The organism is Flavobacterium sp. 2 (assembly GCF_049949195.1).
GTDB lineage: Bacteria > Bacteroidota > Bacteroidia > Flavobacteriales > Flavobacteriaceae > Flavobacterium.
Genome location: NZ_CP188206.1, coordinates 1,760,286 through 1,773,824, shown reverse-complemented (window position 1 = coordinate 1,773,824; position 13,539 = coordinate 1,760,286). Strand labels below are relative to the sequence as shown.

Here is a 13,539-nt window from a genome sequence, read left to right as displayed (position 1 = left end):
TAGCGATATGAAAAGGAAATTAGTTTTAGTATCAATTTTGGTTTCAGTTCAAGGTTTTTCACAAATGTACATAGGTACTAATGCACCTGTTTACGTGAAAAATCAGATCTTATATGTAGCGCAAGACATAAATTTAGCCACTAATTCAAATCTCTATTTAAGGAACAATTCTCAATTAATACAAGGAACAACAGGTGTCTCTGCTAATACCGGAACCGGAATCGTATCGATTTATCAGGAAGGAACATCTGATAATTTTGATTATAATTACTGGTGCTCTCCGGTAGGAAATAATATCGCTTCTGTCGGCAATACTAATTTTGGAATTACGCAGCTATACCAGCCCATTTCTTCAACAGCTTCTTCTGCAGCAGCGATGCTTCCGATTGGAAGTTATAATGGGTTATCAAATCCGCTAACTATTGCGTCGCATTGGATTTATAAATTGACAAATGCAAACAATTATTCACAATGGTTACAGGTAGGAAGTGCAACTGCAATTGCTCCGGGTGAAGGTTTTACGATGAAAGGGACAAGTGGTTTAGACAGTACAGATCCTGAAGGAAGCGGAATTGTAAATAATCCGGGAAGTGCCCAAAGATATGATTTTAGAGGAAAACCAAATGACGGAAATATCAATGTAACTGTAGGGGCCAATAATGCGGCAACGTTGACTGGAAATCCTTATCCATCAGCCTTGCATTTAAATGCTTTTCTTTTAGATGGAACAAATACTGCTGCAACAGGTATTGCTTATTTTTGGCAACAGGATAAAACGGTAAATTCTCATCTCCTCTCAGCTTACAGAGGGGGCTATGCTGCATATGCGCCTGTTGATTTAATTTCTTCTGGTATTTATACTCCAGCTGCATTTAAATCATATAATAGTGACGGAACTGTAAACAATAATCCTCCAACCGGAACAAGTCCGATTGTAGCACGAAAGTATCTTCCAATTGGTCAGGGCTTTTTAATAAATGGAGCTTCAAATGGAATAGTAACCTTTAAAAATTCGCATCGGATATTTTATTTGGAAGGAAGTGGCTTATCGCAATTTGAAAAACCTGCAAGAAATCCAAATGGTAAAATAAAAGCAGAAACAGTTACTGCAATTTCACATTTTAGAATCAATGCCATAATAAACAATGAATTTACAAGACAACTTGCATTGGCATTTGTGCCCACAGCAACTGATGGTGTGGATAGGGGTATTGATGCTAAAAATATGGATGATAGTCTTCCTAATGACGTTTCTTTCTGGATAGAAAACGGAAATTATGTGATAGAAGGAATTGAATTCGATCCTTCGAAGAAAATTCCACTTTCTGTTAAAGCGGCCACCAACGTAACCTTTAAATTTTATGTACCAGAAATTGTAAGTTTTGACAATTCACAGTCAATTTACATTTACGATTCATTGGATATGTCTTATCACGACATTAAAAACGGAAACTATGAAGTGGCTATTGCTCCAGGAACTTATACGGAAAGGTTTAAAATAAGTTTTATAAATCAAGCACTTGGAACAGTTGATCAAATTAAAAATGATTTTTTTATTATGCAGGACAATAAAAATCAGATTTTGAAAGCGATGAATCAAAACAACGTAATAATAAAATCATTTATTCTTTATGATATTTCGGGTAAAGCGTTACTGTCTAAAAATAACTTAGGAAGCGAACAGAATTACAATTTTTCAACTTCGGGACTTAGTTCCGGAATTTACATTGCAACCTTCCTCACAGCCGATAATATAAAAATAAACAAAAAAATTATTATTACAAATTCAGGGAGAAAGTATTGATTTAGTTTGCCCGAAAATCATTTGTAAAATAAAATGAAATTGTATTTAGAAATGCCTCAATCATTGAAAAGGAATAGCATGAAGTTACTATATTTCATCATATTATGTAATTTAACCTTAAATGCGCAAAATGGTATCGGGATTGGAACTTCTACTCCTCATTCGTCTGCTGTATTAGAATTAAGCGCTGGTAATAAAGGTTTTTTGCTTCCCCGAGTGGGACTTAATTCGGTAACAGATATTACCACTGTTGCTTCTCCTGGCAATGGTTTAATTATTTATAACAACGGCAGTGGACTATTGACATCACAATCAATTTACCAGTGGAATGGTACCTTATGGAAACAATTGATGGATCAGTCTACTTCTTTAAATGGTGATGTTATTAATAGTTTTTCATCCTTGACAGTTAAAGGAATAAGAAATAATCCTGTTTTATTTACATCGCTTGCTGCTGGTCAATTACTGCGATTTGATGGTACTACATGGGTAAATTCAAATGATTTTTCAGGACAGAATTGGTTATTAATTGGAAATAGCGCAACCTCAGGCAGTAATTTTCTGGGAACGATTGATGATGTAAAAATGACTTTAAAATCGAATAATCAGACTTATTTCGAATTTGGACGTCGACAAACTCTCGGCCTGACAGTTGCACGGGAAGATTATACAAATGACAACCAGCTTGTCACTCACTTGAGGAGCGCACTGCAGTTTGAAGCACCAAATGCGTTAACCTATAAGCCTATGTTTTTTGTGAATTCATTATATAATTTCAGATTAAAAGGAAGCGCCGCATCCAATGATTATTTTGAAATTGGAGCCGCAGGTAATGTGGCTAACTCGGGTTCTTGTGAAGTTATAATTGGTGATGAGGGAGACGAACCAATTGTTTTTCAAAAATTAAATGCATCGACAGCAGTTGAAATGATGAGTATGCAGGGAACAGGTTTAAATTCTCAAGTAAGGGTGGGTATTAATAAAAATGCTGCAGCTGCTACTTCTATTCTGGAAGTGAAAGGATCTATATCTAAAAGAATTACATCAGTCTCTGCAGATCTAATATTAACCGATATTCATCATACTGTTGTCATTACCGGAGGAACGAGTACTGTTACCGCAACTTTACCAGCAGCATCTACTTGTCAAGGCAGGGTTTATATTATTAGGAATACATCCGGAAGTGCCAAAAATATAAGCAGTTATTTAAATCTTGCAGGAGTTTCAATAGCAACATTGGCGAATAATACAACAATTTGGATACAGTCCGATGGTACGAATTGGCTTTTAATTTAGAAACTATGAAATCAAATAAATTATACATTTTACTATTTTTTCTGTTAACTATTGCAGCAAACGCACAGGTCGGAATAGGTACGACTACTCCCGACTCATCGTCAATTTTGCATTTAGAATCCAGTTCAAAAGGTTTTTTATTGACGAAGGTTGCCTTAACATCACTTTCGGATATTGTGACTGTTCCTTCACCTGCTACAGGACTTATTGTGTATAATACGGGTTTGGGAGGACTCGCAACACAAGGCATTTATCAATGGAAGGGCAGTGCCTGGTATTTAATTTTAGATTCTTCCGTTGCACTGTCAGGAGATGTTACAGGAACTCTTGGCGCAAATACAGTTTCAAAGCTGCAAGGCGTTAATGTGTCAGCTACAGCACCGGTTGTAAATCAAATTTTGCGTTACAACGGTACCCAGTGGCTTCCTTCTAAAGATACTGCTACGCAAAACTGGCTTTTAACAGGAAACACTGCAACCGATCCGGCTACCAATTTTTTAGGAACGACCGATAATGTAAAAATGCAATTGCGATCGAATAATCAGAATGCACTTGAATTTGGAACGAGAGGTACTTTGGGACTTGTTCAGGCACTTCCAGATTATACCAACACGGCAGAAAGAGTCACTTATTTGAAAAGCGCATTGCAATTTGAAGCAGGGACAACATATTATAAACCAATGTTTTTTGTTGATTCGGATGGTAATTTCAAACTAAAGGGAGCTGCTGCAGGGACCGACTTTTTTGCAATAGGTTCAGCAGGAACAGCTAACAACGGATCGCTTGAATTTCAAATAGGAGATGATGGAGACGAGCCTATAATCTTCAAAAAATTTAATTATACGACATCAACGTATGTGGAAATGATGCGTATGCAGGGAACAGGTTTGAATACTACAGTAAGAATAGGGATCAATTTAGCAGGCGCAGTAGCCAATTCAACTTTGCAGATTCTTGGATCATTGGCAACCAATATCACTACTTTTACATCTTCCACGGCAACATTAGACGATACGCATTCGACTGTCGTTTTAAATCCAGGTGTAACTACGGTAACTTTACCTGCTGCCAGCACCTGTTCAGGAAGGATATATTGTTTGAGAAATACAAGTGGTGTTGGATTAACAATCTCAACATATAAAAATTTTTCAAATACCAATAGTACATCTATTGCAAATGCCAGCACTGTATATTTGCAGTCAGATAATGCAAACTGGCTTCAAATAAGATAATAAGGATGATTTAAAAAAATAAAAAAAGGAAGTAATTATCAATTTAGATTTTATTGGAAACGATATAGTCCTGCGGCGTTTCACCAAATTTATTTTTGAAGTTTCTGTTAAAAGTAACTCTGCTGTTAAAACCCAGATCGAGATAAATTTCTTTTAAATAAACATCCTTGTTAGCATGACTTTTTATTTCTTCCGTAAATGCATTCAATCGGCAATCATTCAGATAAGTCTTGAAATTATCTTTTGTACAATGGTTGATCGCTGTTGAAATCTGAAAGATATTCAAATTGAGATCTTTTGCCATTTGCTCTAAATTATAATCAGCGTTCCTCCACGGCTGTTTTAGTGTCATGTATTGATCAATCTTCTCAAATATTGATTCATTGGAAGTATTGAGTACTATTTCCGTAATTTTTTTAGCAGGTGTTTCTTCTATATTTTTTATATTATTTTCTACGTAAAACATGATTCGCTTGCAGGCACAAATTTCAGTGTAAAAATACAATAGCAAAAAAAGAAGTCCTACATTAAAGATGCTAATGCAGCTTATCACCATGTTTTTATAATCCACATCTACAATTTGACCAGGAAAAAATTTGTTAGCAATGTTATTTAACGGAAATATCAGTAAGCTGCATAATGTAAGAAGGATGGTTTTCTTAAAATTAAAAAACAAATAAAAAAACCAGGGAAATAAAATTGTAGTAAAAAAGATGCAATAAACAAAATCCTTACTAAAGGCCCCATAAATTAAATCAAAAATTAAAAAAAAGATACAAGCCATTCGGCCCATCTTTTCAAAATTAAAAGGGAAATGCCAATTCAGATAATAAACAGCGCAAAGAATTGAAATAATAATAGCATGAATTAAAACCATAGTATAATTATGATAATAAAAATGCACGCCAAATAAAATTAAATGCCGTAAAGTGACAAGTAAAACGAAATAGTTTACAAAATCAAAATATAATTTATTGATTTTAGTTTCCACTGTTGATTTTTTAGAAAACAAAGATTCAAAAATAGATTGACAAAAAAATAATGTACTAATATACAGTAGATTTGAAAAAATGGCTTATGAAATTTTGCTAAGGATTACTTTCTGCAAAATTAACCATTTACATCGAGAAGAATAGATCTCCAGTAAATTATCTTGCTTTTGATCGTAAGATATTACCACTTTCAGAACTACTTCAAGGCAGACAATTTTCTTCAGAGTATTCCATAAATAAATCTATTTTATTACTAGAAAAATTCAACTTTGATTTTATTCTTTATTTCCTAATAATATTCCAATTTTTATTATTAGAAATAAAAAAACATTTTTTTTCCTAAAAAGAAATTTGCTGCAAAAAATATTAAGGTATTTAATAATCTAATAGGTCATTAGTTTAGTCTTATTTTAAAACAAGGGTTCAAAACAATACTTCAAAAGAAAAAACATTATATTTTAAATTGTTGATTTTTAATTGATTAACGAAATGACTTATGAAATTTTTATTCTGAATCATTTCAAATAAAAATAAATCCTTACTTCGAGATACTAATTCTTTTACTACAAAAACGATTGGACATAACTAGAAATATTTAATCGCTTTAGTTCAATCCATGTATACTTTTTTCGCAGTCTTAAAATACCGATTACCGCCCTGAATGTTTGTTTTTGATTTATTGGTTCTGTTTTAATTAAATGTTTTTATAACCCTAATTATTGAATCTTATGAAGAATAAATTACTTCCCTTGTTTTTATTTTTAGGCAGTTATGCAGCTTATTCTCAAGTTGGTATTGGAACCCCAATGCCAAATTCTTCTGCTCAGTTAGAAGTTGTCGCTAGCGATAAAGGTGTATTAATTCCTAGAGTAAATTTGACTGGTTCAACAGATGTTACCACAATTAAAAATGGTAATGTCAATAGTTTGTTGGTATTCAATACAGCTAGTATTTTTGACATAACGCCAGGGTATTACTATTGGTATGCTAATAAATGGAATAGACTCGTTATTTCGAATGAGATTTCAGCAAGTCCTGGTACAGTTGTTTTTAATCCTGCGACTTCGGGTTTTACTTTCCTGGATGCAGGTGGAGCATCACATGCGATAGATTTTTCTTCAATAATAGCTGCAAATCAAACTGTGACCACCTTAACTAATAATGGCGCGGGATCTTATACTTATAAAAATGAGGCTGGAGCCGATGTGAATATTGATGTTGTTGGCGATGTGAAATCTAACTTTAGTTCGATTATAAATGATCCTTCTATAACATCACTTCTTCAACAAATTTCTAATACAAGTGTTGGGAGCGTAACTTTTGATTCGGCTACGAACGTTTTCAGTTATACTGATGCTGCAGGAAATCCTCAGACTGTGGATATTAGTGCAATTGTTAAAGGCAATGAAACGCTGACCACATTAACCAATAACGGTGCAGGTTCTTATACTTATAAAAATGAGGCTGGAGCCGATGTGAATATTGATGTTGTTGGAGATGTAAAATCAAACTTTAGTTCGATTATAAATGATCCTTCCATAACATCACTTCTACAGCAAATTTCTAATAAAAGTGTTGGGAGCGTAACTTTCGATTCGGCTACGAATGTTTTCAGTTATACTGATGCTGCAGGAAATCCTCAGACTGTGGATATTAGTGCTATTGTGAAAGGCAATGAAACTTTGACCACATTAACCAATAACGGCGCGGGATCTTATACTTATAAAAATGAGGCTGGAGCCGATGTGAATATTGATGTTGTTGGAGATGTAAAATCAAACTTTAGTTCGATTATAAATGATCCTTCTATAACATCACTTCTACAGCAAATTTCTAATAAAAGTGTTGGGAGCGTAACTTTTGATTCGGCTACGAACGTTTTCAGTTATACTGATGCTGCAGGAAATCCTCAGACTGTGGATATTAGTGCAATTGTTAAAGGCAATGAAACGCTGACCACATTAACCAATAACGGTGCAGGTTCTTATACTTATAAAAATGAGGCTGGAGCCGATGTGAATATTGATGTTGTTGGAGATGTAAAATCAAACTTTAGTTCGATTATAAATGATCCTTCCATAACATCACTTCTACAGCAAATTTCTAATAAAAGTGTTGGGAGCGTAACTTTCGATTCGGCTACGAATGTTTTCAGTTATACTGATGCTGCAGGAAATCCTCAGACTGTGGATATTAATGCAATTGTTAAAGGCAATGAAACTTTGACGACATTAACGAATAACGGTGCGGGATCTTATACTTATAAAAATGAGGCTGGAGCCGATGTGAATATTGATGTTGTTGGCGATGTGAAATCTAACTTTAGTTCGATTATAAATGATCCTTCTATAACATCACTTCTTCAACAAATTTCTAATACAAGTGTTGGGAGCGTAACTTTTGATTCGGCTACGAACGTTTTCAGTTATACTGATGCTGTAGGAAATCCTCAGACTGTGGATATCAGTGCTATCGTGAAAGGCAATGAAACTTTGACTACGATTGTAAATAACGGTGCAGGATCTTATACATATAAAAATGAAGCGGGAGCGGATGTAAATATTGATGTTGTTGGTGATGTAAAATCGAGTTTCAGTTCGATTGTAAATGATCCTTCGATAACTTCAATTCTTCAGCAGATTTCTAGTAAAAGTGAAGGCAGTGTAACTTTTGATTCGGCTACCAATGTATTTAGTTATACAGATTCAGCGGGAAATCCTCAGACTGTGGATATCAGTGCTATCGTGAAAGGGAATGAAACTTTGACTACGATTGTAAATAACGGTGCAGGATCTTATACATATAAAAATGAAGCGGGAGCGGATGTAAATATTGATGTTGTTGGTGATGTAAAATCGAGTTTCAGTTCGATTGTAAATGATCCTTCGATAACTTCAATTCTTCAGCAGATTTCTAGTAAAAGTGAAGGCAGTGTAACTTTTGATTCGGCGACCAATGTGTTTAGTTATACAGATTCAGCGGGAAATCCTCAGACTGTAGATATCAGTGCTATCGTGAAAGGGAATGAAACTTTGACTACGCTTGTAAATAACGGTGCAGGATCTTATACATATAAAAATGAAGCGGGAGCGGATGTAAATATTGATGTTGTTGGTGATGTAAAATCGAGTTTCAGTTCGATTGTAAATGATCCTTCGATAACTTCAATTCTTCAGCAGATTTCTAGTAAAAGTGAAGGCAGTGTAACTTTTGATTCGGCTACCAATGTATTTAGTTATACAGATTCAGCGGGAAATCCTCAGACTGTGGATATCAGTGCTATCGTGAAAGGCAATGAAACTTTGACTACGATTGTAAATAACGGTGCAGGATCTTATACATATAAAAATGAAGCGGGAGCGGATGTAAATATTGATGTTGTTGGTGATGTAAAATCGAGTTTCAGTTCGATTGTAAATGATCCTTCGATAACTTCAATTCTTCAGCAGATTTCTAGTAAAAGTGAAGGCAGTGTAACTTTTGATTCGGCGACCAATGTGTTTAGTTATACAGATTCAGCGGGAAATCCTCAGACTGTAGATATCAGTGCTATCGTGAAAGGGAATGAAACAAAAACCAATCTAAATCAGGCGATTGCAACCGGTATAATAACTTATACAAATGAAGATGCAATTGCGCAGACAGCTATTATTAGAAGTTCAGACGCAGGAAACATTATAACAATTGGGACAGATGGGGGTGCCTTATTGACTCCTGCGTCAATTTCAAATTCAACAGCAGTTTCGAATACAAGTTCAGGAAATGGCTTAAGTACAACGGTAAATGGTATAACAGGATCTGTGGTGCCAATAATTAATACTAATGAAACGTCATTAACAGGGGCAACTTTAATCACAGCAGTTAACGGTGTTGCAAGTACAGGATTGGATTTAACTCCGGCTCTTGCAAGTGCGACCACGGTTTCAAATACTTCAAATGCAAATAGCTTAACAACTACAGTAAATGGTGTTGCGGGGACGGCAGTTGATATTGTAAACAGTAATGTTTTATCTGTAAGTGGTAATAGCTTAACATCAACAATAAACGGTGAAGCGAGCAATGCAGTTGATTTAAGCTCTGCTATTGCAGCCGGTACCACAAACGCTTTGAGCTTGGCCGGCAATACGTTGACCTCGAATGTAAACGGAGTTTCTGTAACCTCAGATGCGGTAAGTGGAGTTTCGAATGCATCTGCAAATAATACTTCAACAGTAACCGTAAATGGAATTACGAGTGCAGGAGCGCCAATTGTAAACAGTAATGTTTTATCTGTAAGTGGTAATAGCTTAACATCAACAATAAACGGTGAAGCCAGTAACGCTATCGATTTAACTTCTGTTATTGCATCAGGCACAACAAACGCTTTGAGCTTGGCCGGCAATACGTTGACCTCGAATGTAAACGGAGTTTCTGTAACATCGGATGCAGTAAGTGGAGTTTCTAATGCTTCTGCAAATAATACTTCAACAGTAACCGTAAATGGAATTACGAGTTCAGGTGCGCCAATTGTCACTAGTAATGAAACATCATTGACTGGAGCCACTTTAGTAACAACGGTAAATGGTGTAGCCAGTACGGGATTGGATTTAACTCCGGCGCTCGCAAGTGCGTCTACAGTTTCTAATTTAAGCTCAGGAAATGATTTAAGTACAACTGTAAATGGTGTAACTGGAACTATAATCCCAATAATTAATACTAATGAAACTTCATTAACAGGTTCAACCTTAATCACTACGGTAAATGGTGTTGTCAGTACAGGATTGGATTTGACTCCGGCACTTGCAAGTGCAACAACGGTTTCTAATGTAAGTTCAGGAAATGATTTAAGTACAACGGTAAATGGCGTCACTGGAACTATAATACCAATAATTAATAGCAATGAAACTTCCGTAACCGGAGCAACTTTGGTAACAACGGTAAATGGGGTTGCAAGTACAGGTTTGGATTTGACTTCCGCCATTGCATCAGGAACAACAAATGCTTTAAGCTTGGCAGGTAATACTTTAACCTCTAATGTGAATGGAGTTTCTGTTACATCAGATGCTGTAAGCGGGGTTTCTAATACTTCTGCAAATAACACATCAACAGTAACCGTAAACGGAATCACAAGTTCAGGTGCTCCAATTGTGAATAGCAATGAAACATCATTGACTGGAGCCACTTTGGTAACAACGGTAAATGGAGTTGCTAGCACAGGATTGGATTTAACTCCGGCTCTTGCTAGTGCAACCACGGTTTCTAATATAAGCTCTGGAAATGATTTAAGTACAACAGTAAATGGTGTAACTGGAACTGTAATCCCAATAATTAATACTAATGAAACTTCATTAACAGGTTCGACCTTAATCACTACGGTAAATGGTGTTGTCAGTACAGGATTGGATCTAACTTCTGCCATTGCAGCAGGCACAACAAACGCTTTGAGTTTGGCAGGCAATACGTTGACTTCGAATGTTAACGGAGTTTCTGTAACATCAGATGCTGTGAGTGGAGTTTCTAATGCTTCTGCAAATAACGTTTCAACAGTAACCGTAAACGGAATTACAAGTTCAGGTGCTCCAATTGTCAACAGCAATGAGACTTCATTAACAGGAACAAATTTAGTTACAACCGTAAATGGTGTTGCGAGTACAGGATTGGATTTGACTCCGGCACTTGCAAGTGCAACAACGGTTTCTAATATAAGCTCTGGAAATGCTTTAAGTACAACGGTAAATGGCGTCACTGGAACTATAATACCAATAATTAATAGCAATGAAACTTCCGTAACCGGAGCAATTTTGGTAACAACGGTAAATGGTGTTGCGAGTACGGGATTGGATTTGACTTCCGCTATTGCATCAGGAACAACAAATGCTTTGAGTTTGACAGGCAATACGTTGACTTCGAATGTTAATGGAGTTTCTGTAACATCAGATGCTGTGAGTGGAGTTTCTAATGCTTCAGCAAATAACACTTCAACAATAACAGTAAACGGAATCACGAGTACAGGGGCGCCAATCGTTAACAGTAATGTTTTATCTGTAAGTGGTAATAGCTTAACATCAACAATAAACGGTGAAGCCAGCAACACAATTGATTTAACTTCGGTTATTGCAGCCGGTACCACAAACGCTTTGAGCTTGGCCGGCAATACGTTGACCTCTAATGTAAACGGAGTTTCTGTAACATCGGATGCAGTAAGTGGAGTTTCCAATGCATCTGCAAATAATACTTCAACAGTAACCGTAAATGGAATTACGAGTGCAGGAGCGCCAATTGTTAACAGCAATGAAACATCATTGACTGGAGCCACTTTGGTAACAACGATAAATGGTGTAGCCAGTACGGGATTGGATTTAACTCCTGCTCTTGCTAGTGCAACAACAGTTTCTAATACTTCAAATGCAAATAGCTTAACAACTACAGTAAATGGTGTTGCGGGGACGGTAGTTGATATTGTAAACAGCAATGTTTTATCTGTAAGTGGTAATAGTTTAACATCGACAATAAACGGTGAAGCGAGCAACGCAATTGATTTAAGTTCTGCCATTGCAGCAGGCACAACAAACGTTTTGAGCTTGGCAGGCAATACGTTGACCTCAAATGTTAACGGAGTTTCTGTAACATCAGATGCTGTGAGTGGTGTTTCTAATGCTTCTGCAAATAACACTTCAACCGTAACAGTAAACGGAATCAAGAGTGCAGGAGCGCCAATTGTAAACAGCAATGAAACATCATTGACTGGAGCCACTTTGGTGACAACTGTAAATGGCGTTGCAAGTACGGGATTGGATTTGACTCCGGCTCTTGCTAGTGCAACTACGGTTTCTAATATAAGCTCTGGAAATGATTTAAGTACAATGGTAAATGGTGTAACTGGAACTGTAATCCCAATAATTAATACCAATGAAACATCATTGACTGGAGCAACTTTAATAACAACGGTAAACGGTGTCGCAAGTACAGGACTAGATTTGACTCCGGCTATTAAATCAAACGAAACTATTACAGTTGTTACTCCAATCGTAAATAGTGGAAATTCAATTGCAACTTATGTTAATGAAGCAGGCGGAACTCCTGTAGATATCAAGGAAACAGTAACAACACAGTCACAAGATTTAAGCACTGGAACAATAACCTTCACTAATGAAGCCGGCACCGCTGTTACCTCTAAGGTAATAAGTACCGACGCAGGAAATCTGATAGCAGTTGGTGCCGATGGTGGGGGCTTTGTTGACAGCGCAATAATCAAGGCAAATGAAACAATTACTGCAATTTCACCAGTTGTCACTACGGGAAATACCATTGCAACTTATACTAATGAAGCCGGTGGAACTCCGGTTGATGTTAAGGAAACAGTTACCTCTTTAAAAGACGTAGTAACCCAAAGTACAGATCCAGCCGGACAATTGTTTGATGTGCATACTCTGACCTATACAGATGAGGCAAATAACACTAACGCCATCGATTTATCCTTACTTGTAAAAGGCGTTGAAACATTGACATCATTAGTTTATGACGGTGCCAATCATTCCTTAATTTATAATGATGAAAAAGGAATTACTACAGAATTTAAAATGACTGACCTAATCGGAGAATCTGAAACTTTGACAAAATTAGAAGTAAATGCGACAACGGGAAATTTAGATTATACAGATGAACATCAACAGTTACATCAGCTGAATGTGGGAGGTTTAATTAGAGAGCCATGGTTTAGCTCTGCAACGAATACTGGAGCTACCTTAAATACAGAAGATATCTATACCAATGGTTGGGTAGGAATTGGCTACACAAGTCCATCTGCAGCTAATGAAAAATTGAGAGTAAATGGTTCTATTTCTACCGTGAACTCATATTATGCCGATTATGTATTTGAAGATTATTTTAAAGGTTTTTCAAATATTAAAGCAGATTATAAATTCAAACATTTAGCAGAGGTAGAAGATTATATCAAAAAGAACAATCACCTTCCTGGTATAACTCCAATAAACGAATTGGAAAAAACAAAAGAAGGATATGCATTCAATATGTCAGAATTATCAATTCAATTGTTAGAAAAAACAGAAGAGATGTATTTGCATATTATCGAGCAAAACAAAGTAAATGAAGCACAGAGCAAGGAAATTGAGGCTAAAAACAAAGAAATAAATGAATTAAAAGAAGCCACAAAAGCAATGAATCTGCGTCTTGAAAAACTTGAAAAACTATTAGAAAAATAGAAATTAAGGCTTAT

At 36.0% G+C, this 13,539-nt stretch carries 5 protein-coding genes; 4 read left to right on the top strand and 1 reads right to left on the bottom strand.

The window, feature by feature from the left end; translation table 11 throughout:
* The first annotated feature begins 7 nt into the window (after positions 1 to 7).
* From ACNFIH_RS07550 to ACNFIH_RS07540, 3 genes are all read left to right on the top strand, one after another.
* The gene (locus ACNFIH_RS07550; protein WP_426486151.1) at positions 8 to 1,804 is read left to right on the top strand and encodes a T9SS type A sorting domain-containing protein; all 1,797 of its coding nucleotides are present in this window, start codon (positions 8 to 10) and stop codon (positions 1,802 to 1,804) included.
* A gap of 78 nt (positions 1,805 to 1,882) precedes the next feature.
* On the top strand, positions 1,883 to 3,100 hold the full coding sequence (locus ACNFIH_RS07545; RefSeq protein ID WP_426486150.1) for a hypothetical protein: 1,218 nt from the start codon (positions 1,883 to 1,885) through the stop codon (positions 3,098 to 3,100).
* A gap of 5 nt (positions 3,101 to 3,105) precedes the next feature.
* The gene (locus tag ACNFIH_RS07540; RefSeq protein ID WP_426486149.1) at positions 3,106 to 4,332 is read left to right on the top strand and encodes a hypothetical protein; all 1,227 of its coding nucleotides are present in this window, start codon (positions 3,106 to 3,108) and stop codon (positions 4,330 to 4,332) included.
* A 43-nt stretch (positions 4,333 to 4,375) separates the two neighbouring features.
* Here the strand turns inward: ACNFIH_RS07540 and ACNFIH_RS07535 are convergent, their stop codons facing one another.
* Positions 4,376 to 5,209, bottom strand: a complete 834-nt coding sequence (locus ACNFIH_RS07535; protein ID WP_426486148.1) for a helix-turn-helix domain-containing protein — start codon at positions 5,207 to 5,209, stop codon at positions 4,376 to 4,378.
* A gap of 843 nt (positions 5,210 to 6,052) precedes the next feature.
* On the opposite strand from ACNFIH_RS07535, the gene ACNFIH_RS07530 reads away from it, so the two are divergent.
* Positions 6,053 to 13,525, top strand: coding sequence for a hypothetical protein (locus ACNFIH_RS07530; protein WP_426486147.1), 7,473 nt, complete (start codon positions 6,053 to 6,055; stop codon positions 13,523 to 13,525).
* Positions 13,526 to 13,539 lie beyond the last annotated feature (14 nt).

Excerpts from the sequence above, each read along its gene's own strand:
- ACNFIH_RS07530 (WP_426486147.1), top strand. The coding sequence starts at position 6,053 with ATGAAGAATAAATTACTTCCCTTGTTTTTATTTTTAGGCAGTTATGCA.
- ACNFIH_RS07545 (WP_426486150.1), top strand. The coding sequence starts at position 1,883 with ATGAAGTTACTATATTTCATCATATTATGTAATTTAACCTTAAATGCG.
- ACNFIH_RS07550 (WP_426486151.1), top strand. The coding sequence starts at position 8 with ATGAAAAGGAAATTAGTTTTAGTATCAATTTTGGTTTCAGTTCAAGGT.
- ACNFIH_RS07535 (WP_426486148.1), bottom strand. The coding sequence starts at position 5,209 with ATGGTTTTAATTCATGCTATTATTATTTCAATTCTTTGCGCTGTTTAT.
- ACNFIH_RS07540 (WP_426486149.1), top strand. The coding sequence starts at position 3,106 with ATGAAATCAAATAAATTATACATTTTACTATTTTTTCTGTTAACTATT.